This is a genomic window from Cyanobium sp. Cruz-8D1, from assembly GCF_024345975.1.
GTDB lineage: Bacteria > Cyanobacteriota > Cyanobacteriia > PCC-6307 > Cyanobiaceae > Cyanobium.
Window position 1 is genome coordinate 1 of record NZ_JAGQCD010000013.1, and the last position, 22,271, is coordinate 22,271.

Genomic DNA, 22,271 nt, shown 5'->3' on the forward strand with positions numbered 1-22,271 from the left:
GTCGCCTCCCAGTCACTCTCAGAAATGCCGGCAGGTGGTGGATGCATCTCGGGCAGTCTCTGCCTGAGATCCAAGCTGTTTTCAGAGGTCTGTCAAGAGCGGAACTGCCCCGGAGCTTTCTCCCCCCTGAACAGTTACCCGACAACCAACAATCCATTTCGCTGCAGAAGCCCCCCTCAAACCCTCGCCAGCGTCACCCGCTCGGGCTGGTGCTGGTATTTGCCCTGGCGGTCGTTGTAGGTGGTGGCGCAGGGATCGCCCTCAAAGAACAAGAGCTGGCAGATGCCTTCGCTGGCGTAGATGCGGCAGTCGGCACCGGAGGAATTGCTGAACTCCAGGGTGAGGTGGCCCTCCCAGCCGGCCTCCGCCGGGGTGGTGTTCACGATGATGCCCAGCCGCGCGTAGGTGCTCTTGCCCAGGCAGATCACGGTGATGTTCGTCGGCACCCGCATCCGCTCCAGCGCCACCCCCAGCCCGTAGGAATGGGCTGGCAGGATGAAGTAATCGCCGTCGTCGTCGCTGTGCATCGGTGCCGGCTCCAGGTTGGCCGGGTTGAACCGCTTCGGGTTCATCACCGTGCCCGGCACATGGCGGAAGATCAGGAACTCCTGCGGCGACAGCCGCAGGTCATACCCGTACGACGAACACCCGAAGCTCAGCACCGGTCCGGTGCGGGCCTCCGGATCCAGGTGGCGCACCAGCGTCGGCTGAAACGGCTCCAGCATCCCGGCCGCGGCCTGTTCGTTGATCCAGTGGTCGTTCTTGAGCATGGCGTCAGCCGCCGCGGCGCAACTGGGTGACCTGATCGGCCATCGCCATCAGGCTGGCCGGCATCGAGGGGCCCGTCAGGATGACATCCAGATGGGCCGGCCGCTGCTCGAGCGCCTCGATCACCGCTTCGGCGCCCAGGTAGCCCAGGGCCACCGCCAGGCCCAGCTCATCGAGCACCAGCAGATCCAGGTCGCCCTTGAGCAACCGCTCACGGCTCACCTCCCACACCGCCGCCACCGCCGCGAGCGCCTCCTCGGCCGTGGCCCCCTCCTCCCCCTGGGAACCCGGCGGCCCATCGAGGCAGTGGGGCGTGCCCGGCCGCAGCCACTCCAGCCGCCCGCACAGCCGCAGGCTGCCGGCCGGCCCCTGCTCCACGCCCCCCTTGAGGAACTGGCTCACCAGCACCCGGCTGCCCAGCCCGGCGCTGCGCAGGGCCTGGCTGAACACCGCCGCGAAGCTGCCCCGGAACGGCGCCGTGTGGATCTGCAGCAAGCCCTCCGGCTGGCTCACCAGCCGTAAGGGCGGCACCAGCGCCACAGGCCGATGGGGGTGGCTGGTGTCGATGAGGCTGGCGGTCATGGACACCCCAAGGAAGCGTTGGTGTGAAGGGTCCGGACGGCAAGCCCCAGCCCCTCACCTCCCGAATGTAGCGGCCCCTGCCGGCTCGGCACACCATCGGTAGTGGCTCGGAACAGACGTACCACTGGCGACGTTTACGCTGCCCCAGCCCCGCCCCAGCCCGCGTGCCCAGCCCCGCTGACGCCCTTCGCACGGACCTCCTGCGTAGCGATGGCCGCCGCGCCGACGCGCTGCGCCCCGTGGGCCTCGAATGGGACCCGATGGGCTTCGCGCTCAGCTCGGTGTTCTTCTCGGCTGGCCGCACCCGCGTGCTCTGCAGCGTCTGCCTCGATCCCGAGGTGCCCCGCTGGCGGCGCGGCTCGGGCAGCGGCTGGCTCAGCGCCGAATACCGCCTGCTGCCGGCCTCCACCCCCAGCCGCCAGGGCCGCGAACTGATGAAGCTCTCCGGCCGCACCCAGGAGATCCAGCGGCTGATCGGCCGCAGCCTGCGGGCCTCCCTCGATCTGGCGGCCCTCGGCGAGCGCACCCTGCTGGTCGACTGCGACGTGCTCCAGGCCGATGCCGGCACCCGCACCGCCTCGATCACCGGCGCCTGGGTGGCCCTGGCCGCCGCCCTGGAGCGCCTGCAGCAGCAGGGCGTGCTGGAGGCCTCGCCGCTGCGCCAGCAGGTGTCGGCCGTGTCGGTGGGCCTGGTCGACGGCCGGGCCCTGCTGGATCTCGACTACTCCGAGGATTCCCGCGCCGAGGTCGACCTCAACGTGGTGATGGACGAGCAGGGCCGGCTGCTGGAGATCCAGGGCACCGCCGAAGGCGCCCCCTTCCCCCGCTCCAGCCTCGACACCCTGCTGGATCTGGCCGAACCGGGCCTGCGCGCCCTGCAGGAAGCCCAGCTCCAGGCCCTGGCTGAGGTTGCGGCCACACGGACGACCGGCTAAAGAGTGTCATTGGCTACATGGATCAGCCAGACCGATCCATAGGTTCCTAACCATTCGCCACGCCTTGATGGTCGGCGCCACGCGTGGCTTCAGCCGCTACCCCAGCAGCCCATCCAGCGGTTCCCCCGGCGCCGTGACGCCCATGGGCCCCCCGGGCGCCACCAGCGTCACCCTGCTGGAGGTGATCCGGGGCCTGGCCGGCAGCAACATCGAAACCATTGAGCGCGGCAAGACGATCTTCTTCCCCGGCGATCCCGCCGAGCGCGTCTACCTGCTGCGCCGCGGTGCCGTACGCCTCTCACGCGTCTATGAGTCCGGCGAGGAGATCACCGTGGCCCTGCTGCGCGAGAACAGCCTCTTCGGCGTGCTCTCCCTGCTCACCGGCCAGCGCTCCGACCGCTTCTATCACGCCATCGCCTTCACCCGGGTGGAGATGGTCACGGCCCCGGCCACCTCGGTGCGGCGGGCCATCGAGCAGGACGCCAGCGTTGGGCTGCTGCTGCTGCAGGGCCTCTCCTCCCGCATCCTCCAGACCGAAACCATGATCGAGACCCTCACCCACCGGGACATGTCCTCCCGGCTGGTGAGCTTCCTGCTCGTGCTCTGCCGCGATTTCGGCGTTCCCGGCAGCGAGGGGATCACCATCGACCTGCGCCTCTCCCACCAGGCCATCGCCGAGGCGATCGGCTCCACCCGCGTCACCATCACCCGCCTGCTGGGCGACCTGCGCAACGACGGCCTGGTCCAGATCGACCGCAAGAAGATCACCGTCTTCGACCCCATCGCCCTGGCCAAGCGATTCAGCTGAACGGGCGGCCCCGGCCGGGTGCCAGGTGGCCACCGGCAGGGATACTTGGTGCACCGCGGAACCGAGGCGCAGACGGTGTCGGGTTGGCTGCTGATCCTGGCCCTTCTGGTGCTCGGTGGGGTGCTCTCCACCCTGGGCGACCGGCTCGGCAGCCGCGTGGGCAAGGCGCGCCTCAGCCTGTTCAACCTGCGGCCCCGCAAGACGGCCGTGGTGATCACGGTGCTCACCGGCAGCCTGATCAGCGCCGTGTCGCTGGCGTTGATGCTGCTGGTGAGCGAGCGCCTGCGGGTGGGGCTCTTCCAGCTCGACCAGATCGAGGATCGCCTGCGCGACAGCCGCGCCGCCCTGCAGCGCAACAAGGTTGAACTGCAGCGCACCCGGGGCGAACTGGAGCGCAGCCGCCTCGATCTGAGCACCGCCGAACGCCGCCGCGACCAGGCCCTGGCCAGCCAGCGCCGGGCCCAGAGCCAGCTGCTGGCCGCCGAGGGCCGCGTTGACACCCTGCGCCGCGAGCTGCAGCCCCTGCAGGCCGAGCGCGGCCGGCTGGAAGCCGAGCGGGCCCGGCTCACCAACGAGGTGCGCGGCCGGGACGCGGAGATCCGCCGCACGGAAGCCGAACTGGCCAGCGTGCGCCGCCGCATCGCCGCCGGCGCCAAGGAACTCAAGGACCTCGAAACCAATGTCATCGCCCTGCGCCGCGGTGATGTGGTGATCGCCAGCGGCCAGCCCCTGGCCACCGCCAAGGTGCAGCTGCAGCGCCCCGACCAGGCCAAGCAGGTGATCGATGCCCTGCTGCAGGAGTCGAATCGGGCGGCCTTCCAGCTGCTGCTGCCCGGCCAGGCCCCCAACCGCCAGATCCTGCTGGTGCCCCGCAGCGACATCACCCGGCTCGAATCGCTGCTCGCCACCCCCGGCACCTGGGTGGTCAGCATCCGCTCGGCCGCCAACGTGCTGCGGGGCGAGGCCCAGGTGCTCGCCTTCCCCGACCTGCGCCCCAATCGCCAGGTGGTGCAGCAGGGGGAGGTGCTCTCCCGCACCGCCCTCGAGCCCGACGTGCGCGACCTCGAGGCCGTGCGCAGCCGCCTCAACCTGCTGCTGGCCGCCGCCTTCGCCAAGGTGCAGCGCCAGGGCACCCTGGCCAACGGCCTCCAGTTCGATGCCGCAAGCTTGAACGCCCTGGCTCGCGAACTCAGCGAGCGGCCAGACGGGGTCACCGCCAACCTCGAAGCGGTGGCCAGCCAGAACGCCGACACCCCCGACCCGATCGCCGTGGAGCTGCGCTGGATCCGCAAGGACGCCCCCACCGGACCCCTGCGGCCATGACGCTGGCGGCACCTGGCCCCCTGGCCGGCCTCGATCCCGGCCGCAGCAAATGCGGCCTGGTGCTCACCGATCCCCAGCGCCTGGAGATCCGCCAGGCCCTGGTGCTGCCCCCCGAAGCGGCCTGGAAGCTCCTGCAGGACTGGCACCGCCACCAGGCCCTGGCGGCCGTGGTGATCGGTGATGGCACCGGCAGCGGCCCCTGGCGGCAGCGCCTGGAGCCCCTGCTGCCGGTGGAGCTGGTGGACGAGCGCGGCACCACCCTGGCGGCACGGCAGCGCTACTGGGAGCTGTTCCCCGCCCGGGGCTGGCGCCAGCTGCTGCCGCTCGGCCTGCGCCAACCTCCGCGCGACTGGGACGACGTGGTGGCCCAACTGCTGCTGGAGCGCCGGCTGGGGTGGCCTCTGCTCAGAACGACGCCCGCACCGTGAAGACGTAGTCGCCGCCGGGTTCGAGCTGGTAGTCGGCCTTGAGCAGGAAGCGCAGCAGGGCGTCCTGGATCAGGGCACGCCCCAGGGAGGGCTCCACCTGCAGTTCACCCCGGTCGAAGGCCCAGCGGAAGCGCCACTGGAAGCTGCCGGCGCTGATCTCCCCCTCCAGCAGGCAGGGGCTGAAGCTCTGGCGCAGCACCCGCAGCTGTGCGTTGGTGGCAGGAAGACGACTCACGGGAAGCGGGGGGCTGCGACGGGTGGAGGTGGTGCCGTCGGTGTCGATCGATGCTCTCAGGATGGCGGCGGATCGGGGCGAAAACTGTTCAGGCGGTTGGCGGCCCGCTCCAGACCCACCCGGCGGATCAGGTCGATGCCCGCCTCCACCTCTTCGAGCACCGTGTCCAGCACGGGCCGATCGGTGGCGGAGAACTTGCCCAGCACGTGCGACACCGTGCGGGCCCGGCGCTCCTCGGGGGTCTCGCCGGGGGCACCGATGCCGATGCGCAGCCGCGCAAAGGACTCGCTGCCCAGGTGGGCGATCGTGCTGCGCAGGCCGTTGTGGCCGCCGGCGCCGCCTGAGGCCCGCACCCGCAACCGCCCCAGGGGCAGGTCCATGTCATCCACCAGCACGAGCATCTGGGCGGGCTCAAGCCGGAACCAGTCGAGGGCGGCGCGAATCGAGCGGCCGCTGTCGTTCATGAAGGTCTGGGGCATCAGCAGCCGCAGACGCCTGTCCCCCTGGCCGGTCTCGGCCAGCAGCCCGTGCAGGCGTCCCTGGTTGCGGAAGCTGGCGCCACCGGCGCGGGCCAGCCGCTCCAGCACCATGAAGCCGACGTTGTGGCGGGTGTCGGCGTAGCGGGCGCCGGGATTACCCAGCCCCACCAGCAATTGCAGATCCAACGGATGGCCGCCCTCAGCTGGAGGGGGCGGCGCTCTCCTCAACCACCACCACCGGTGTGGCAGCTTCCGTGGCGGCTGGGGTGACGACGGCTGCGGTGTCGGCAGCAGGCGGGATGGCGGCGGGGGGGCCGGAGATGTCGATGGACTGGTCGGTGCCCACCGCCGTACGGAACTCTTTCTCGAACTCCTGCGAGGCCGACTGGAAACCGCGCAGGGTGCGTCCCAGGGTCTTGCCGAGCTCGGGCAGGCGCTTGGGTCCGAAGACCAGCAGTCCGATGGCGGCGATGACCGCCATCTCGGGCAGACCGATGCCGAAGATGTTCATGGACAGGGGGCGAGAGGAATCAGCCGACGCCGTTCCAGTTGACGTTGATGCCCTCAAGCAGGAGGGACTTGTTGTACAGCTGCAGGATCACCAGCAGGAACACCAGGAAGAGCAGCATGGCCACGCCCATCACAGGGGTGGTGCCCCAGCCGGGCACCACCTTGCCGTATTCGGAGTTCAGGGGGCGCAGAAGATCTCCCAGACGGGTGCGTTGGGCCATGGCAGCTCGGACCTCTCGGGCACGGGATCGCGGTGCTTACTGTAAGGGTCTTGCCGGCCGCACCGAGATGGGCTGTCGAGAGTTGTGACGCAAACCTCGCGTCCCCTGCCCCGCCTGAGAGCCCCCCCATGGATCCCGCCGCCAGCACCTCCCCCGCCCTCTCCGTGGCCCTCACGGTGCTCGCGGTGCTGCTGGCCCTCACCGGTTTCGGCGTGTACACCGCCTTCGGCCCCCCCTCCAAGAGCCTCACCGATCCCTTCGACGATCACGAGGACTGAGCCGCCGCGGCTTCTACGTCCGGCCGCGTGCCAGCTTCCAGTGCCCCAGTTGCCAGGGGGACAGCAGCAGGTGATCGCCGCTGCCGTCGTCCGCCAGCCCCTGGCCAAGGCCGTCGCAGCGCTCCAGCACCGCCCAGTCCGGGCCGGTGCAGAGGCGGCGCCGGCAGGGGCCCAGGTTCTGCACGCTGAGCAGCACCTCCCCCATGCCCGCCTGGTTGCCTTCCGCCGGCAGCGGCCGCAGGGCCACCAATTGAAGATCGTCCCCGAGCGCGGGGAAGAACGTTGCGCCTGGCGCGACTGGCTCGCCTGAGGCCGCCGCCGCCACCATCGGCCGGCACCACAGCGGTTCCCGCAGCCGGGTGGCCTGCTGGGGCGCGGCGGCCGCCCGCCAGCCGTCTGGACAGGGCAGCAGGGCCAGCCGCTGGCGCTGCCAACCGTTGTCGGCGCCGGGATCGGGCCAGGTGGGCCCGCGCAGCAGCGAAATTCCGAGGGTTTCGGCCGTCGCCGACACCCCCTGGGGGCCGTCCAGGAGCACCGCCAGGCCATCGCCGCGGCCCGGACCCACCGAGGCCAGCCAGCTGATGGCGCTCACCTCCCAACGGGCCCGCTCCCGGGCGGTGCGGGCCGTGGCCGGCCGCTCAATCACCCCACCGGAAGTGTCGGCCGCCCAGCGGCAGACCGGCGCGGCCAGGGGAATCTCCAGCCGCAGCAGCTCATGGCGCTGCTGCCACCGGGTGCTCAGCACCAGCTCCAGCCAGGGGCTGCCCGCCAGCAGGCGGCCGTCCAGGCGCACCGGGCTCTCGCCGCAGCGGCCGCGCCAGACGAAGCGGCCACACAGCGGCCCCGTCTCCAGCCATTGCGGCGCCCCCTGCCAGCTCCACTCCAGCGGGTGCTGGCGGTAGTCGGCAGCCAGATCCCAGGCATCCCAGAACTCGCCCCGATCGCGCCAGCGGCACCAGGCCAGCGGCCCCGCCAGCTGTGGCGTGCCGGCCGCATCAAACAGCTGCTCCACCCCCCGCGGACCGACCAGCACCGAGAGCCGGCCGTTGCTCAGCTGCCAGTGGTCCGGCCCCCCGGCCTCAGCCCGCTCCAGCCGCACCGCCCCCTCCACGGGCCAGAACTTCGCGCCACTGCCTTGGCGCCGCAGGCGTTGCACCCCCACGCCCTCGATGCCGGGGATCTGCAGCCACTGGCCGCCCCCGGGGGCCGGTTGCCCGCCCAGGCGCCGTTCGCCGTCGCCGTCCGTCCCTGCCAGCCACCAGTCGCCCGCCGGCAGCCGCAAGGTGCGGGGCTGGGCCGGCAGCGGTTGGAGCTGCATGGCGCACCAGGCTTCGGCAGCCCCGGCTGGCGCTCCCCCATCCAGGCACCGCCCCAGGGCCCGGTCGCGGCGGCGGGCGGCCCCGCGGCGGGCGTTCCGCCACTGGGGTTCGGCCTGCTCGAACACCTCCGGGATCGAAGTACCGGGCAGGATGTCGTGGAACTGCTGGAACAGCAGGCTGCGCCAGTCGCCTTCGGAGGCCTCAACGGCCTCGGCCGGCTGCGCGAACAGCGCCGCGGCCAGATCCGCCTCCCGCAGCAGCCGCTCCAGGCTGCGGTTGTGGCGCTTCTGGTCCGGGCGGCTGGTGGCGCAGCCCCGGTGCAGCTCCAGATAGAGCTCGTCGCGCCACACCGGCAGTTGACCGGCCAGGGATTCCAGCGGATCGAGATAGGCCCGCAGGGTGCCGTGCCGCTGGCCGGCCGCCACCGGCTGCCCCTGCCACAGCTCCAGCTGCTCCAGCATCTCGGCGGTGGGTCCGCCGCCGTGGTCCCCCACCCCCGGCAGCCAGAGCGCATCGGCGCAGCCGCTGGCCTGTTGCCACTGCAGCCGGTAGCGCTCCATCGCCACCGGGTCGCCATCGCTGCCGATCGGTGCCGTCATCAGGGCCAGCACCTCGGCGCCACAGCGGCTGCGCCAGCGGAACAAGCGATGGGGGAAAGGGTTGGTGGCGTTCCAGGCCAGCTTGTGGGTGCAGAACCAGCGCACGCCGGTGGCGGCCGCCAGCGCCGGCAGACCGGCGGCGAAGCCGAAGCTGTCCGGCAGCCAGGCCAGCCGGTGGCTCCACTCCGGAAAGGTGCGCCGGCTGTAGTGCTGGCCCTCCTGGAACTGGCGCAGCAGCGAGCTGGTGGACAGCAGCACGCAGTCGCTCTCGACCCATGGGCCGTTGAGGGGTTCGAAGCGACCCGCCGCCATCGCCTGGCGCAGGCGGGCGAACAGGGCCGGCCGATGGCGCTCCAGCCAGGCATAGAGCGCCGGAGTGGAATGGCCGAAATGGAGCGAGCCGAAGCGCTCCATCAGATCGAGGGCGGAGGCGAAGGTGCGCTCCGCCGCCTGCCAGGTGTCGGCCACGGGCCACAGCCAGGCCAGGTCGAGGTGGGCGTGGCCCAGCACGTGCAGCAGCCCCTCCCCCGGGGCCTCGGTGCGGCCATGGGCGCGGCGCAGCTCGCGCAGCTCGGCGGCGGTGGCGGCCAGCAGGCCGAGGGGATCGGCCGGGTCCAGCGGCTCGAGCTCGATCCGGCTGGTCATCAGGGCGCCGTCATCGTGAACCGGGCTGCGCAGCCGCAGCTCCAGATCCAGGGCCTCCCCCTGCCACCAGCGCTCGGGCAGGGTCCAGCGGCAGGCGGTGTCGAACAGATCACCACTGTGGACCCGCTGCCCATCGACCCACAGCTCGGCCCGGTCGGCCCACCAGCGCAGCACCAGCCGGGCCCGGGCGCCCGCCGCCAGGGGCCGCAACGACTCCGGGCAGGGGCAGCGCAGCTGCAGATGGCGCCACTGACCACCCCGCGGCCAGAGGATCAGGCCCCGGGCGGCCCAGTCGGGGCGATGGGTGCGTCCCCACGCCTCCCCAAGGGCCGGACCGCTTCCGCCCCCAGGCTGCACGCCCTGCCAGAGGGGTTGGAGATCCAGGGGCCGAAGCATGGGGAACGTGACCGAAACGTTTCAATCGGAGCCGGTTGCCCCTGCCAAACGGCATCGGACAGCCTGGATGTCAACCACCACCCATAAGATGATGCGGCTGCCGAGGGGTCATTGAGACCCGTACCGGCGCCTGTCACTCCCTGTCACCCGCCGGACAGACCATGCTCGCTCTCAAGATCTCGGTTTACTCCGTCGTCTTCTTCTTCATCGGGATCTTCGTCTTCGGCTTCCTGGCCAGCGATCCCACCCGCTCCCCCAGCCGCAAGGACCTGGAGGACTGAAATCTCTTCTGCGGCGACGCCATCCGCCACCCGTCCCGACAACCGGACCGCAGCGGGGGAAGCCCCCTGACTCCCATGGCAGGATCGGCCGCGTCCTCGCCGCTCCTCCACCACCTGTGGTGCTCCATCCCAGCTCGGGACGTCGCCAGGCCCCTGAAGGCCTGACCCCTGGGCTAGGCCTGTGGATAGGGCTGTGCGGCGTGCTGGCGCTGACGGCATCCCCGGCCAGGGCACGACCGGAACTCCCCTCCAGGCTCCAGGCCGCCCAGGCGCAGCTGGCGCCGGCAGCCCCCCCCACAGCCAATCCCTTCGACGACGAGCCCCAAGCCGAGCCGCACGTCCAGTCGCAGCCTGAGCCCCCAGCGGAACCAGCAGGCCCCGTTCAGCCTCTGCCTGCGGCCGCGACGGCACCGGCGCCAGGCGTTGACCCCGCACCGACGGGCGACGCGGTGCCCCTCGAGCTGGAGCTGACCGCCAACCAGCAGGGCTACGACAGCCAGCTGCAGCGCTTCGTGGCCACCGGCAGCGTCATGGCCCGCCTCGCCGGTGGCCGGCTGCTGGCCGACCGGCTGGAGTTCGAGGCCAGCACCCGCACCCTCCTGGCCGTGGGCAATGTGCGCTTTCAGCGCGGCCAGCAGTACCTGCAGGGCAGTCGCCTCCGTTATGCCCTTCTGGAGGGAGTAGGGGAAATCGACGACGTCTATGGCGTCATCGATCTGGACAGCACCCAGGAGGATTTCGACCTTGAGCAGGCCGCCTCCACGCCCCTGCCGCCGCCGGAGCCGATCAGCTGCACGCCCTCTTATCCGGCCGTACCTCAGTGGCAGCCGTACCCCTGGGCCGTCACCACCTGGGCCGGCCAGATGTATGCCGGTGAATTCGGCGACACCTTCACGTTCAGCGGCCGCTTCCGGCCCGAATACCTGGGGGGGATCGGGATGCAGCGCCGCCTGTTCCAGGCAGGCCCGCTGTCGCTGGAGTTCGATGCCAACCTGCTGGGGCACAAGGCCAATTCCCAGCCGGGGGGCGGCTTCAACCAGCTGTTCCCCTTCTCCGACACCCCCGCCCAGAACTTCGGCGAATTCACCGGTGGTATCGGCCTGCGACTCTGGCTGCGGCCCTGGCTCAACGTCTTCTTCGTGGAGGGCCTGAGCGTCACCACGGCCAAGAGCAACTACGAGCAGACCTTCCGAGAGAACTCGGCGCGCCTGCTCAATTACCTGGCCTTTGAGGTGGAGGCTCTGGTCACGCCCCGTTGGTCGGCGGTGGGCCGGATCCACCACCGATCAGGGGCCTACGGCACCTTCAGCGGCGTCAGCGAGGGCAGCAACGCCTATCTGCTGGGTCTGCGCTATCGCTTCGGCACCGACAACATCGCCAGCCAGCCGCTGCCGGTGCCGCCCGCCCAGGGCTGCCCGGGGGCCCCACCGCTGGCCAGCGAGCCACCCGATGGGCTGGCCCAACAGCTGGAGCAGGTGACGATGGGCCCCGGCTGGACCGGCACCAGCGGCCAGCCGGCCCCACCGCCGCCCCAGGCCGCCCCCCCGGCCCAGGGCGGCGTGTGGCGCAACGCCCGGGAGCAGGAACGGCGGCGCCGCGAGGCCATCGCCAGGATTCCCCAGCGGGTCGAGAACGTGACCTTCGAGCGCAGTCTCAAGGCCGAGCGGCGCTTCGGCTTCCCGCGGGAGTTCACCACGCCGGACACGGCCAACGATTTCGGCACCACCCGGCCCGAGCAGCTCAAGGACCAGACCACCACCGGCAACCAGGAACTGATCAAGGGCACCGTGAGCCGCTGGCGCCTCCAGGCCCGGCGGCTGAAATTCACCCCCAACACCCTCTCGGGCGACCGGGTGGGCTTCACCAACGACCCATTCACACCCGCCCAGTCGTGGATGGATTCGGAGCAGGTCGTCATCACCCTGCTGCCCAACGGCGACACCCTGGTCAAAGCCCGCCGCAACACGCTGCGGCTGGAGGATCGCCTGCCGGTCCGGGTCGTGCGCGAGCGCCGCATCGAGAAGGAAGAAGAGGTGAGCAATCCCCTGGTGATCGGCAACGACCGCGAAGACCGGGACGGCTTCTTCCTCGGCTACAACATTCCGGTCAAGATCGGTGAGAAGGGACTCCTCAACCTGCAGCCGCAGGTGATGATCCAGCGCCTCTACACCGGCAACACCGACGCCTACCCCCTGCCCGGATCGCCAGCGGGCTCCACCAACATCGTGGAGCAGCCGGCCGAGGGCGGCGACTACTTCGGCCTCGACGCGCGACTCACCGGGCCCCTGCTGGGCTTCAACGCCGATGCCCGCCTCAGTCTCTCCACCCTCAATCCCGACAACATCGCCAACGGCACCCGCAGCTTCGGCGACCTGGCCCGGGTGCTGAATGTGCCCCTGCTGGGCACCAGCACCTTCCGCCTCTTCGGCGCCTATCGCTTCCGCACCTGGAACGGCTCCCTGGGCGAGCAGGACGTCTACTCCGCCTATGGCGTTTCGCTCGAGCAGCAGGGGAACCTGCCCAGCTGGGGTCAGCTGTCCCGCAGCTACTACTGGCGCATGGGGGTGGGTAACTTCCAGGCCGTCCAGACCAATGACATCGATCTGCTCCAGGTTTGGCGCGCCAATGGCATCGGCTCCTTCAACGTCTCCTACCCGATCTGGACCGGCAAACCCACAACCAGCCCACCGGTGATCTCCCTGGCCAATTCACCGGTGCCCATCGTTCCCGGCCTGCGCTTCAACGCCAACCTGCTCGGCGTGGCCGCCTACTTCAGTGACGGCACCAACCAGAACACGGTCGGTCTCTCCGGTGGCCCCACCCTCACCCTGGGACGCTTCGAGAAGCCCTTCCTCGACTACACCCAGTTGACCGTCACCGGCGGCATCACCCTGCGCCAGGGCCAGAGCCCGCTCAACTTTGACCGCGCCGTTGACCTGGGCACGATCGGCATCGGCCTGTCCCAGCAGCTGGTGGGGCCGCTGGTCTTCAGCGGCGGCATCGGCTTCAACGTGGATCCCAGTTCGGGCTTCTACGGCGATGTCACCGGCTCCTATGTGGAGCTGCGCTGGCAGCGGCGCTCCTACGAAGTCGGCGTGTATTACAGCCCCTACGACGGTCTGGGTGGCATCCGGGTGCGCCTCAACGACTTCAACTTCAAGGGTCCCGGCACCCCCTTCATCCCTTACCACCCCACCCAGGGGGCCCTGCAGCGGCCCTTCTAGGCCGCCGCGAACCCGCTCAGGTAGGGGAGCCGGCTGGCGGTGGCCCGCAGCTCGCCGTCATGGGCCACCAGTTGGGCGGTGCCGTTCCATTCGCCGCTCACCAGCATGCGGCGGGGGCCGGCAGGCAGGCTCAGCGACCACTCCTGAACGTCGCCACCGGCCTTGAGTGTCACCCGGGGTGGCTCCAGTTCGAGTTGGAGAACCGCACCGGGATGGGCGGCGATGGCGGCCTGCAGGGCCAGCACGGCGTCGTGGTCGGCGCTGAGGCAGGGGATCCCCAGGGCCAGGCAATTGCCGAAGAAGATCTCGGCGAAGCTTTCGCCGATCACCGCCCGCAGGCCCCAGCGCATCAGCGCCTGGGGGGCGTGTTCACGGCTGGAACCACAGCCGAAGTTGCGGTTCACCACGAGGATCGCGGCGCCCTGGTTCTCGGGCCGGTCGAAAGGGTGATCGCCGGCCCGCTCGCTGCGGTCATCGGCAAAGACACCCTCCGCCAGCCCGTCGAAGCTGACGCACTTGAGGTAGCGGGCCGGGATGATCCGGTCGGTGTCGATGTCGTCGCCGGGCACGACCACGGCGCGGCCTTCGCAGCGCTGGATCGGTCCGGCCGGGAAAGGGGTGGTGCTCATGCTCGGGTGCTGGCGGGCTCTGGTCTCGTCGGGGCGGCGACCAGGCGACGCACGTCGGCCACATGGCCGCTCACCGCCGCCGCCGCCACCATGGCGGGGCTCATCAACAGGGTGCGGCCGGTGGCCGACCCCTGGCGCCCCTTGAAGTTGCGGTTGCTGGAACTGGCGCTGATCTGGCGCCCCTCAAGGCGATCGGGGTTCATGGCCAGGCACATCGAGCAGCCCGGTTCGCGCCACTCGAAGCCGGCGGCACGGAACACCGCATCGAGGCCCTCGGCCTCGGCCTCAGCCGCCACCTGCTCACTGCCCGGCACCACAAAGGCCTTGATGCCGGCCGCCACGTGGCGGCCGCGGGCAACGTCGGCGGCGGCCCGCAGATCGCTGAGGCGGCCGTTGGTGCAGCTGCCGATGAAGCACACATCCACCGGCAACCCCTCGATCGGCGCACCGGGACGCAGATCCATGTAGCGGTAGGCCTCCTCGGCGATCGGCCGCTCGTCGCTCTCGGTCTGCTCGAGGGTGGGAACGGTTTCGTCGACGCCGATGGCCTGGCCCGGCGTGATGCCCCAGGTGATGGTGGGCGCGATCGTGGCCGCCTCAAACACCACCTCGTGATCGAAGCTGGCCTCAGGACCCGAGGCCAGGGAGCGCCACCAGGCCACGGCCCGCTCCCAGGCCTCCCCGGCGGGGGCGTGGGGCCGCCCCTTGAGGTAAGCGAAAGTGACGGCATCGGGGTTGACGTAGCCGCAGCGGGCCCCCCCCTCGATGGCCATGTTGCAGAGCGTCATCCGCTCCTCCATGGAGAGGGCCTCGATCGCCGGTCCGGCGAACTCGTAGGCATAGCCGACGCCGGCCTTCACCCCCAGGGTCCGGATCACGTGCAGCACCAGATCCTTGGCATAGACGCCGGGTTGCAGGGCCCCCTCCACCCGGATCCGACGCACCTTGAGCTTGCCCATCGCCAGGCTCTGGCTGGCCAGCACGTCGCGCACCTGGCTGGTGCCGATGCCGAAGGCGATGGCACCGAAGGCGCCGTGGGTGGAGGTGTGGGAATCGCCGCAGGCCACGGTCATGCCCGGCTGGGTAAGACCCAGTTCGGGGGCGATCACGTGCACGATCCCCTGGCGGCCACTGCCGAGGCCATGCAGGGTGATGCCGTGACGGGCACAGTTGCCCTCCAGGGTGGCGAGCATCGCCTCGGCCAGGGGGTCAGCGAAGGGGCGGACCTGGGAGGTGGTGGGGACGATGTGGTCCACCGTGGCCACCGTGCGCTCGGGGTGGCGCACCGACAGGCCCAGATCGTCCAGGGCGGCGAAGGCCTGGGGGCTGGTGACCTCATGGATCAGGTGCAACCCGATGAACAGCTGGGTGGCACCACCCGGCAGGTCGGCGACCCGGTGCAACTCCCAGACCTTGTCGTAGAGGGTGCCGGCGCTCAAGAGGAAGGATCGAGACGGTCTGAAACCACCCTAGAAGGCATGTGTTCCGCCGGGGCGGGCTCGCGCCGGAAGAGACCGTCGAGGTAGTGGCGGGCCACGGCCCGGTCATGGCTGGCGTGCTGGAACAGAAAACCGGCCAGGGCGGCCTGCATCAGCCGGTACTGGTCCCATTGGGGGTGCACCCGGATGAACTCCCGCATGGCCTCGAAGAGGTCCTCCGGCATCTGGTTCTCGATGCTCACGGTCCGGGGAGCGTGGTCGGGGATCTGGCTCATGCGGTGCTGGTCGTCGGTCCCCCCCATCAGGCCATGGGGCTCCCCCCGACGTCAAAGCGGGCCCCACCGGTCCGGTCCCAAGGGACCGCCACTGAGAATCACGGCGGGGGGCGGCTTCCGGGCCAACGCTCGGGGGCGGCTGTCGGACCTGCGTGCGGGACTGCGTCCGGTCAAGGGGGGAAGGCCTTTCCCGCAAAAAGAGGTGAGGACCCCTCTGGCAGCTCCCACCCGGCCCCAGCGGCCTGTGGAAAAACCCCGGTGTTTCGGGGGAAAAGTCGCCGGCAGGGGGGAAAACTCCATGCCACAGGATTCGTGATCGTTGGCGGCCGGGGCAGCAGATGTTCCGATGGGGCCCGATCAGCTGGCTGCCGTGTTCAGCCGTAACCGCAGGCGGTTCAGGCTTTCCCCCACCGTGAGCGTCTGGATCCAGGTGCGCTCACGGCCACGGCCGAAGCGCACCGCCTCGCTGTGGATGCCATCGGGACCGGCCACGGCGATGTGGACCAGACCCAGGGGCTTCTCGGGGCTGCCCCCTCCGGGCCCGGCGATGCCCGTCACGGCCAGGGCCCAGGTCGCCCCCGTCAGGCGCCGCGCCCCTGCAGCCATCGCCTCGGCCACCGGGTCGCTCACCGCCCCATGGGCATCGAGCAGCTCAGCCGGCACTCCCAGCAGGTCCTGCTTGACGGCGTTGGCGTAGGCGATCACCCCACCGAGAAACACCTCCGACGCCCCCGGCACCGCCACCAGGGCCGCGCCGAGGCCACCACCGGTGCATGACTCCGCCACCGCCAGGCTCTCGCCGCGGCGGCGCAACTCCGCCAGCACCACCGAGGCCAGGCTGTCGCCATCGGCGCCGAAACAGCTGGCACCGGTTCGGCGGCGCAGTTCCGCCTCCACCGGGGCCAGCAACGCGGCGGCAGCGGCCCCATCGGCGGCCCTGGCCGTGACGCGCAGCTTCACCTCCCCCGCACCGGCATAGGGCGCCACGGTGGGGTTCTCCAGCGCCAGCAGGTCCTGCACCCGCTCCGCCAGGTCGGATTCGGCCACGCCCCAGAAGCGCAGCATGCGGCTGGCGAACACCCCGTCCGCCAGGCCCGCCTGTTGCAGCCAAGGCGCCGCAGTGGCGTCCCACATCGCCCGCAGTTCGCTGGGCACCCCGGGGAAGGTGAGCACGGTGAACCCCGGCACCGGCGTCCAGATCATCCCGGGCGCGGTGCCGGTGGGGTTAGGAAGCACCGCGGCACCGCGCGGCAACAGGGCCTGCTTGCGGTTGCTGGCGGCGACGCTGCGGCCCCGGGCCGTGATCCGGGCCTGGATCGCCGCCCAGATCTCGCCGTGCTCCACCAAATCGGCGCCGAAGGCCGCCGCGATCGCTTCGGTGGTGAGGTCGTCGGGGGTGGGGCCCAGGCCGCCGGTGGTGATCAGCACCCGGCAGCGGCCCGAGGCCTGGCGCACCGCTTCGATCAGCCGTTCGCGGTTGTCGCCCACCACCTGCTGGCGGTGGTGCACCACCCCGAGGGCCGCCAGCTGTTCAGCGAGCCAGCGGGCATTGCCGTTGACGATGTTGCCCAGCAGCAGCTCGGTGCCGATGCAGAGCACCTCCACCCCGGCGCCGCCGGGGGAGCCGTTCACTTGGCCTCCTGCTGCATCTGCCGGCGGCAGACCACGAGCACGGCGATCAGCACCGCCGTGGCCAGGGCCAGCCAGAGGAAACGCATCTCGGCATTGGCCAGCACCAGGGCGATGGACGCCAGCCACTGGGTGAAGGCATAGATGACCACCACGGTGCGGCGATGGCTGAAGCCGGCCCGCAGCAGCCGGTGGTGCAGGTGACGGCGATCGGGATAGAAGGGCGAGCGGCCGGCCTTGAGGCGGCCCATGATCACCGCCGACATGTCGGCCAGGGGCAAGGACAGGATCAACAGGGGCAGCAACAGGCTGACGCTGGTGAGCCGCTTGGCCGGACCCACGATGCTGATCGCCGCCAGGGCGAAGCCGAGGAAGTAGGAGCCGCCATCCCCCATGAAGATGCGGGCGGGGTTGAAGTTGTGGCGCAGGAACCCCAGACAGCTGCCGGCCAGGGCCGCCGCCAGCAGGCCGGCGGCGGGCTGGCTGAGGCTGAAGCTCACCGAGAGCAACCCCACGGCCGCGATGCCGCTCACCCCGGCCGCCAGCCCATCAAGGCCATCGAGCCAGTTGATCGCGTTGGTGATCCCCACCAGCCAGACCACCGTCGCCAGCAGGCTCAGCCCCTCCGGCAAGGGCAGCGAGGAGAGGGAGTCCCCCAGGCCAAACGGCAGGTCGATGCTGCCGATGCGCACGCCCTGGTTCCACACCGCCGCAGCCACCAGCACCTGGCCGAACAGGCGCGGCAGGGGGGGCAGGGCGAACAGGTCATCGGCCAGGCCGATGACGAAATAGCAGAGGGCCCCCGCCAGAGTGGTCCAGATCAGCTGGTCCTTGTCCGGCGACAGCTCGGCGAAGCCGGCGAAGGCCCAGGTGCAGGCCAGCGAAAGGCTGAAGCCGGCCACGATGCCGACCCCACCGAGCCGCACCATGGGCAGGGTGTGCTGTTTGCGCTCATCGGGCGGATCGACCAGCCCCCAGCGCAGTCCGAGCCGCCGGACCACCGGCACGATCAGCGCCGTGAGCAGGGCCGCCGCCGTGGCCGTGATCAAGGCCGCCGCGTTGGGGCTGTAGGCGAGGGTCACAACGGCGGGCCGGAAAGCAGCGGACCTGTAGGCGCCACGTTACGGGCGAACGGGTCCGTCAGGCGTGCTGAAGCTCACGTTGGCGCCCGTAGAGGGGGAAGCGCCCGCAAAGGGAAGCCACCCGTTCCCGGCAGCGCAGCTCGACGGCGGCATCGTCCTGCTGCAGCAGGCGATCGGCGATGACATCGGCCACCTCACGGAAGGCCTCGGCATCGAAGCCGCGCGTGGTGAGCGCGGCGCTGCCCAGGCGCAGGCCACTGGTCACGAACGGGGACTCCGGATCGAAGGGCACCGTGTTCTTGTTGGCGGTGATGTTGACATCGCTCACCAGTCGGTCGGCCAGCTTGCCGGTCAGGCCGATGGAGCGCAGGTCGAGCAGCACCAGATGGTTGTCGGTGCCGCCGGAGACCACGGCGATGCCCCGCTCCTGGATCCGCTCGGCCAGGGCCTGGGCGTTGCGCACCACTTGCTGGCTGTAGCTGCGGAAGCTCGGCTGCAGCGCTTCCCCGAAGGCCACGGCCTTGGCAGCAATCACGTGCTCCAGGGGGCCGCCCTGGGAGCCTGGGAAGACGGCCTTGTCGAACTGGCGGCCGAAGTCGGCGTCGTTGCAGAGAATCAGGCCACCCCGGGGGCCCCGCAGGGTCTTGTGGGTGGTGGTGGTGACCACATGGCAGTGGGGCAGGGGGCTGGGGTGCACCCCGGAGGCCACCAGGCCGGCGACGTGGGCCATGTCGGCCAGCAGGTAGGCGCCCACCTCGTCGGCGATGGCGCGGAAGGCGGCGAAATCGATCGTGCGGGGGTAGGCGGAATAGCCGCAGATGATCAGCTTCGGCCGGTGCTCCAGAGCCAGCTGGCGGATGGTGTCGAAGTTGAGCCGGTGGGTCTCGGGATCGACGCCGTAGTGGACGGCCTTGAACCACTTGCCCGACACATTCACCGGGGAGCCGTGGGTGAGGTGGCCGCCGTGGGAGAGATCCATGCCCAGGATCGTGTCGCCGGGCTCGAGCAGGGCCAGGAAGACAGCGAAGTTGGCCTGGGCGCCGCTGTGGGGCTGGACATTGGCCCAGGCGGCACCGAACAGCTGCTTGGCCCGCTCGATCGCCAGGTCCTCGATGATGTCGACGTGCTCGCAGCCGCCGTAGTAGCGCTTGTGGGGCAGGCCTTCGGCGTACTTGTTGGTAAGTACCGAACCCTGGGCCTCCATCACCGCCCTTGAGGTGAAGTTTTCGCTGGCGATCAGCTCCAGATGGGTCTGCTGGCGCCGCAGCTCCTTCTCGATCAGGGCGGCGATGGCCGGATCGCCACTGGCCAGGGGGCTGTCGATGGGCGCAGGCGCAAGGCCGTGATCCGCTCGGTCCGCTCGGTCCGCCATGGGGCTACGCAATGTGGACCCGATCGTAGGCAAACGGCGCTGGGTTGGCCGGGCCCCGGGCGCGGGCCAGCCCGGTGGCCAAAAAAAAACCGCCCCGGAGGGCGGTGAGAAATGGAACGCGCCTGGAGAGATTCGAACTCCCGACCCTCTGATCCGTAGTCAGATGCTCTAATCCGCTGAGCTACAAGCGCCTGCCAGGTCATTCTCACCCCATGGGGTGCCGATCCGTCAACAACGCCCCTGCCGCCTTCGCCCCGATAGGGTCCACTTCAGAGCGCCACCACCGCCTGCGGCGGACTTTCCCACCATGCCGATTCGCTGGTACGGGCCTGCTGATCCCGACGATCCCACCTATCGGCACTTCGCGCGGATCGTGAATCTCACGCTCCATGCCGCCCTGTTCGCCGCCGTGAACAGCGGCCTCTGGTTCGTCCAAGGGATGCGGCACCCCTGGTCCCACCTGGAGTGGCTCACGGTCGGCTGGGCCGGACTGCTGCTGCTCCATGGCAGCGTGGTGGTGCTGCAACGCCCCCAACCCCAGCCATGACGCTTGCCGCCGCCGATCTCGAAGAACTGAGCCGGACGATCGCGGACCGGCTCTACGTGCAGGTGGCCGGCTGGCACCTGTATCTGGGTGATGCGGGCCTGGCCCAGACCCTGGCGATCGAGTGTGCGGCCCGGCTCGACCAGGGCGCCGAGGTCTGTGCCCGCCAGGCCCTGGAGGCGGTGCAGGTGCCGATCGGCGGCGGGGCGACGCGCCTGCCCCTGGCGCGACTGGTGCCCGCGGGCCAGCTGAGGGATCTCGAAGACGTGCTGCAACCCTTTTGCTGACATCCACTGCTGGAAGGCCTGTCTGCCGATAAGGTGACGCCCCACGCAGGCGGGTCGTGCTGGTCATCGAAGTCACCAATGCCCGCGACGTGGTGCGCCAGCGCATCGGCAGGCTCGGCGGGCGTCTGATCGGCAAGGTGGTCGATGCGGAGGCCCAGGTGGAGAAGGCCCTGATCCAGGAACTGGAGACGGCCTTCCGGGATTTCGGCATCGAAGCCAGAATCGTCTCGATCGATGGCCCGAAGATGATCGGCCGTTCCCATCTGGAGATTCCCGTCCAGGTCCGCGAGGACCGCCAGGTGAAACTTTCCTAGGCCCGCTCAGCACGACCCACGACGGCACAGCCCCTCAGGAGCGGCGGCGCACCATCTGCAGCAGCTGGCGGGCCTCCGGCACACCGGCAAGGGACGTCAGCAGTCCGTACAGACCCACCGCCAGGCCGCCGCAGAGCACGTTCTGCAGCAGCAGGCCCCCCAGACCCGGGGGCCAGACCACTTGCAGCGAAAGCCACCAGCAGGCCGCCCCGGCGGCCACCGCGGCCAGCAGCAGCTTGCCGCTGTCGACGGCCCAGAGCCGCAGGGGCAGGCCCCCCAGCCGGCTGCTCAGGGCCAGCAGCAGCCCCGCGCAGGTGATCAGATTCACCGCCACGGTGGCCAGCACCAGGCCGGCGGCCCCGGCGTTGAGCATCGGCAGCTGGTTGCCCCAGGCGGGGGTGGGGCCGCCGGTGAAAGCCCAGCAGAACACAGCGTTGAGGCCGATCCCCGCCAACGACCAGCGGAAGGGGGTGTTGGCGTCGCCGAGGGCGTAGAACACGCGCACCAGCACGTCACGGCCCAGGTAGGCCGGCATACCGATCCCGTAGGCCATCAGCAGCTGACCCACCAGGTCGGCGGCGCTGCGGTCGAAGGCGCCGCGTTGATAGATCAGCGCCACGATCGGCACCGCCAGCGCCACCATCAGCGCTCCCAGCGGCAGCATCGTGGCGTTGGAGAGCATCAGGCCCTGGCGGATACGGCCGATCAGCTCGGGCCGGTCCTCCGGCGCCGTGAGCCTGGCGTACACCGGCAGCAGCGGCACCAGCAGCACATTCGAGAGCAGGCCCAGGGGCGTCTGCACCAGCAGGTTGGCGTAGCCCAGGCCGGCCGCCGCCGCCGGCAGGCCCGAAGCGAAGAACAGCGACACGAACACGTTGATCTGGAGCATGCCGGAGGAGAGGGTGGCCGGACCCATCACCTTCAGCACCTCCCGCACGCCGGGATCGCGCCAGTCCCATACCAGTTGCAGCCGGTTGAGGCCCTCCTTGGCCAGGGCCGGCAGCTGGATCAGCCACTGCAGGACCGCCCCCACCGTGGTGCTGGCGGCCAGCACCACACCGCCGATCACCGCTGTGGCGGGCAGGGTGATGCTGCTGCCCAGCTGCCACCAGAGCAGACCGATGCCACCGATGACGGCAACGCTGGAGAGCAGCGGGCTGACCGAGGGCAGCCAGAACACGTCAGCGGCGTTGAGGGCGCCGAAGCCGAGGCCGATCAGGCCCGCGAACAGGGCCATCGGCGCCATCCAGCGCAGCTGGAGAACGGCCAGGGCGTGGCGCTCCGGGTCCAGGCTGGGACCCACCAGATCAATCAGCGGATCAGCGGCCACCAGTAACAGCAGGGTGACGACGATCAGGCCCGCCCCCACCAGGGTGTTGATGCTGGCCAGCACATGGGCACCCTGGTGGCGGGGCCGCCGGGCGAGCACGCTCACCATGGCGCTGTGGAACGGTCCGTTGATGCCCCCAAGCAGGATCAGCAGGAAGCCCGGCAACACGTAGGCGTAGTTGTAGGCGTCATAGGCCGCTCCCACGCCGAAGGCGGCGGCAATCACCTGCTGGCGCACCAGTCCCGCCACCTTGCTGAGGGCGGTGGCCGCCCCCACGATCAGGGCAATCCGGCGCAGGGATCGGGCCATGGCGGCTGGGCACTGCCCATCGGGACGCAC

The 22,271-nt window shown here is 70.4% G+C and carries 24 protein-coding genes and 1 tRNA gene; 10 read left to right on the top strand and 15 right to left on the bottom strand.

Features of this window, described 5'->3' with window-relative positions; all coding sequences use genetic code 11:
* Positions 1-176: 176 nt before the first annotated feature.
* Together dcd and KBZ33_RS09635 are read right to left on the bottom strand one after the other, a co-directional pair.
* Entirely contained in the window at positions 177-770 is a 594-nt protein-coding gene (dcd, locus tag KBZ33_RS09630) for a dCTP deaminase (protein ID WP_254952809.1), read from the bottom strand.
* A 4-nt stretch (positions 771-774) separates the two neighbouring features.
* Complete coding sequence (locus KBZ33_RS09635) at positions 775-1,350, bottom strand: cob(I)yrinic acid a,c-diamide adenosyltransferase (protein ID WP_254952808.1); 576 nt, start codon at positions 1,348-1,350, stop codon at positions 775-777.
* A 200-nt stretch (positions 1,351-1,550) separates the two neighbouring features.
* Here KBZ33_RS09635 and rph point away from each other — a divergent pair, with 200 nt between their 5' ends.
* From rph to KBZ33_RS09655, 4 genes are all read left to right on the top strand, one after another.
* Complete coding sequence (gene rph / locus KBZ33_RS09640; RefSeq protein ID WP_254952818.1) at positions 1,551-2,285, top strand: ribonuclease PH; 735 nt, start codon at positions 1,551-1,553, stop codon at positions 2,283-2,285.
* 67 nt (positions 2,286-2,352) lie between these two features.
* On the top strand, positions 2,353-3,093 hold the full coding sequence (ntcA, locus tag KBZ33_RS09645; RefSeq protein ID WP_254952807.1) for a global nitrogen regulator NtcA: 741 nt from the start codon (positions 2,353-2,355) through the stop codon (positions 3,091-3,093).
* 75 nt (positions 3,094-3,168) lie between these two features.
* Positions 3,169-4,416: a DUF3084 domain-containing protein gene (locus tag KBZ33_RS09650; protein ID WP_254952817.1), complete on the top strand. Its 1,248-nt coding sequence runs from the start codon at positions 3,169-3,171 to the stop codon at positions 4,414-4,416.
* On the top strand, positions 4,413-4,844 hold the full coding sequence (locus KBZ33_RS09655; RefSeq protein WP_254952806.1) for a resolvase: 432 nt from the start codon (positions 4,413-4,415) through the stop codon (positions 4,842-4,844). Before KBZ33_RS09650 ends, KBZ33_RS09655 begins: the two co-directional genes overlap by 4 nt.
* Here the strand turns inward: KBZ33_RS09655 and KBZ33_RS09660 are convergent.
* From KBZ33_RS09660 to psbH, 4 genes are read right to left on the bottom strand one after another with little or no spacing between them, the layout of a single operon-like run.
* Positions 4,822-5,079, bottom strand: a complete 258-nt coding sequence (locus KBZ33_RS09660; protein ID WP_216907642.1) for a DUF3146 family protein — start codon at positions 5,077-5,079, stop codon at positions 4,822-4,824. The two genes, KBZ33_RS09655 and KBZ33_RS09660, sit on opposite strands and share 23 nt — an antisense overlap.
* 56 nt (positions 5,080-5,135) lie before the next feature.
* Positions 5,136-5,744, bottom strand: coding sequence for an aminoacyl-tRNA hydrolase (gene pth, locus KBZ33_RS09665; protein WP_254952805.1), 609 nt, complete (start codon positions 5,742-5,744; stop codon positions 5,136-5,138).
* 13 nt (positions 5,745-5,757) lie between these two features.
* Positions 5,758-6,069 (bottom strand): TatA/E family twin arginine-targeting protein translocase, encoded by a 312-nt coding sequence (locus KBZ33_RS09670; protein WP_254952804.1) that lies wholly within the window; start codon positions 6,067-6,069, stop codon positions 5,758-5,760.
* A 19-nt stretch (positions 6,070-6,088) separates the two neighbouring features.
* On the bottom strand, positions 6,089-6,289 hold the full coding sequence (psbH, locus tag KBZ33_RS09675; RefSeq protein WP_254952803.1) for a photosystem II reaction center phosphoprotein PsbH: 201 nt from the start codon (positions 6,287-6,289) through the stop codon (positions 6,089-6,091).
* Positions 6,290-6,417: 128 nt separating this feature from the next.
* On the opposite strand from psbH, the gene psbN reads away from it, so the two are divergent.
* Positions 6,418-6,567 carry a photosystem II reaction center protein PsbN gene (psbN, locus tag KBZ33_RS09680; RefSeq protein ID WP_254952802.1) on the top strand — a complete coding sequence of 50 codons (150 nt, stop codon included), beginning with the start codon at positions 6,418-6,420 and terminating at the stop codon, positions 6,565-6,567.
* Positions 6,568-6,580: 13 nt separating this feature from the next.
* Here the strand turns inward: psbN and KBZ33_RS09685 are convergent, their stop codons facing one another.
* Positions 6,581-9,526 (bottom strand): alpha-mannosidase, encoded by a 2,946-nt coding sequence (locus KBZ33_RS09685; RefSeq protein ID WP_254952801.1) that lies wholly within the window; start codon positions 9,524-9,526, stop codon positions 6,581-6,583.
* A 161-nt stretch (positions 9,527-9,687) separates the two neighbouring features.
* Here KBZ33_RS09685 and KBZ33_RS09690 point away from each other — a divergent pair, with 161 nt between their 5' ends.
* Both KBZ33_RS09690 and KBZ33_RS09695 read left to right on the top strand, forming a co-directional pair.
* Positions 9,688-9,807 (top strand): photosystem II reaction center protein I, encoded by a 120-nt coding sequence (locus KBZ33_RS09690; protein ID WP_015109632.1) that lies wholly within the window; start codon positions 9,688-9,690, stop codon positions 9,805-9,807.
* 200 nt (positions 9,808-10,007) lie between these two features.
* Entirely contained in the window at positions 10,008-13,031 is a 3,024-nt protein-coding gene (locus KBZ33_RS09695) for a DUF3769 domain-containing protein (protein WP_255011686.1), read from the top strand.
* On the opposite strand, the gene KBZ33_RS09700 is transcribed toward KBZ33_RS09695, so the two are convergent.
* From KBZ33_RS09700 to KBZ33_RS09730, 7 genes are all read right to left on the bottom strand, one after another.
* Positions 13,028-13,660, bottom strand: a complete 633-nt coding sequence (locus KBZ33_RS09700) for a 3-isopropylmalate dehydratase small subunit 2 (protein ID WP_254952799.1) — start codon at positions 13,658-13,660, stop codon at positions 13,028-13,030. The genes KBZ33_RS09695 and KBZ33_RS09700 overlap by 4 nt on opposite strands.
* Positions 13,657-15,099 carry a 3-isopropylmalate dehydratase large subunit gene (gene leuC, locus KBZ33_RS09705; RefSeq protein WP_254952798.1) on the bottom strand — a complete coding sequence of 481 codons (1,443 nt, stop codon included), beginning with the start codon at positions 15,097-15,099 and terminating at the stop codon, positions 13,657-13,659. The genes KBZ33_RS09700 and leuC overlap by 4 nt, the downstream gene beginning before the upstream one ends.
* On the bottom strand, positions 15,096-15,374 hold the full coding sequence (locus KBZ33_RS09710) for a DUF2811 domain-containing protein (protein ID WP_254952797.1): 279 nt from the start codon (positions 15,372-15,374) through the stop codon (positions 15,096-15,098). Before KBZ33_RS09710 ends, leuC begins: the two co-directional genes overlap by 4 nt.
* Before the next feature lie 357 nt (positions 15,375-15,731).
* Positions 15,732-17,006, bottom strand: a complete 1,275-nt coding sequence (locus KBZ33_RS09715; protein WP_254952796.1) for a competence/damage-inducible protein A — start codon at positions 17,004-17,006, stop codon at positions 15,732-15,734.
* On the bottom strand, positions 17,003-18,085 hold the full coding sequence (locus KBZ33_RS09720) for an MraY family glycosyltransferase (protein WP_254952795.1): 1,083 nt from the start codon (positions 18,083-18,085) through the stop codon (positions 17,003-17,005). The genes KBZ33_RS09715 and KBZ33_RS09720 overlap by 4 nt, the downstream gene beginning before the upstream one ends.
* Positions 18,086-18,143: 58 nt before the next feature.
* Positions 18,144-19,457, bottom strand: a complete 1,314-nt coding sequence (gene glyA, locus KBZ33_RS09725) for a serine hydroxymethyltransferase (RefSeq protein WP_261362357.1) — start codon at positions 19,455-19,457, stop codon at positions 18,144-18,146.
* 117 nt (positions 19,458-19,574) lie between these two features.
* A tRNA-Arg gene (locus tag KBZ33_RS09730) sits at positions 19,575-19,648 on the bottom strand.
* 116 nt (positions 19,649-19,764) lie between these two features.
* On the opposite strand from KBZ33_RS09730, the gene KBZ33_RS09735 reads away from it, so the two are divergent.
* From KBZ33_RS09735 to KBZ33_RS09745, 3 genes are read left to right on the top strand one after another with little or no spacing between them, the layout of a single operon-like run.
* Positions 19,765-20,004, top strand: coding sequence for a hypothetical protein (locus KBZ33_RS09735; protein ID WP_254952793.1), 240 nt, complete (start codon positions 19,765-19,767; stop codon positions 20,002-20,004).
* Positions 20,001-20,288, top strand: a complete 288-nt coding sequence (locus KBZ33_RS09740) for a DUF3181 family protein (RefSeq protein WP_254952791.1) — start codon at positions 20,001-20,003, stop codon at positions 20,286-20,288. Before KBZ33_RS09735 ends, KBZ33_RS09740 begins: the two co-directional genes overlap by 4 nt.
* A 56-nt stretch (positions 20,289-20,344) precedes the next feature.
* Complete coding sequence (locus KBZ33_RS09745; protein ID WP_254952790.1) at positions 20,345-20,602, top strand: cytochrome-c oxidase; 258 nt, start codon at positions 20,345-20,347, stop codon at positions 20,600-20,602.
* Positions 20,603-20,636: 34 nt separating this feature from the next.
* On the opposite strand, the gene murJ is transcribed toward KBZ33_RS09745, so the two are convergent.
* On the bottom strand, positions 20,637-22,241 hold the full coding sequence (murJ, locus tag KBZ33_RS09750) for a murein biosynthesis integral membrane protein MurJ (RefSeq protein WP_254952789.1): 1,605 nt from the start codon (positions 22,239-22,241) through the stop codon (positions 20,637-20,639).
* Positions 22,242-22,271 lie beyond the last annotated feature (30 nt).

Excerpts from the sequence above, each read along its gene's own strand:
- dcd (WP_254952809.1), bottom strand. The coding sequence starts at position 770 with ATGCTCAAGAACGACCACTGGATCAACGAACAGGCCGCGGCCGGGATG.
- KBZ33_RS09635 (WP_254952808.1), bottom strand. The coding sequence starts at position 1,350 with ATGACCGCCAGCCTCATCGACACCAGCCACCCCCATCGGCCTGTGGCG.
- ntcA (WP_254952807.1), top strand. The coding sequence starts at position 2,353 with ATGGTCGGCGCCACGCGTGGCTTCAGCCGCTACCCCAGCAGCCCATCC.
- KBZ33_RS09655 (WP_254952806.1), top strand. The coding sequence starts at position 4,413 with ATGACGCTGGCGGCACCTGGCCCCCTGGCCGGCCTCGATCCCGGCCGC.
- KBZ33_RS09670 (WP_254952804.1), bottom strand. The coding sequence starts at position 6,069 with ATGAACATCTTCGGCATCGGTCTGCCCGAGATGGCGGTCATCGCCGCC.
- psbH (WP_254952803.1), bottom strand. The coding sequence starts at position 6,289 with ATGGCCCAACGCACCCGTCTGGGAGATCTTCTGCGCCCCCTGAACTCC.
- psbN (WP_254952802.1), top strand. The coding sequence starts at position 6,418 with ATGGATCCCGCCGCCAGCACCTCCCCCGCCCTCTCCGTGGCCCTCACG.
- KBZ33_RS09685 (WP_254952801.1), bottom strand. The coding sequence starts at position 9,526 with ATGCTTCGGCCCCTGGATCTCCAACCCCTCTGGCAGGGCGTGCAGCCT.
- KBZ33_RS09690 (WP_015109632.1), top strand. The coding sequence starts at position 9,688 with ATGCTCGCTCTCAAGATCTCGGTTTACTCCGTCGTCTTCTTCTTCATC.
- KBZ33_RS09700 (WP_254952799.1), bottom strand. The coding sequence starts at position 13,660 with ATGAGCACCACCCCTTTCCCGGCCGGACCGATCCAGCGCTGCGAAGGC.
- KBZ33_RS09710 (WP_254952797.1), bottom strand. The coding sequence starts at position 15,374 with ATGAGCCAGATCCCCGACCACGCTCCCCGGACCGTGAGCATCGAGAAC.
- glyA (WP_261362357.1), bottom strand. The coding sequence starts at position 19,457 with ATGGCGGACCGAGCGGACCGAGCGGATCACGGCCTTGCGCCTGCGCCC.
- KBZ33_RS09735 (WP_254952793.1), top strand. The coding sequence starts at position 19,765 with ATGCCGATTCGCTGGTACGGGCCTGCTGATCCCGACGATCCCACCTAT.
- KBZ33_RS09740 (WP_254952791.1), top strand. The coding sequence starts at position 20,001 with ATGACGCTTGCCGCCGCCGATCTCGAAGAACTGAGCCGGACGATCGCG.
- murJ (WP_254952789.1), bottom strand. The coding sequence starts at position 22,241 with ATGGCCCGATCCCTGCGCCGGATTGCCCTGATCGTGGGGGCGGCCACC.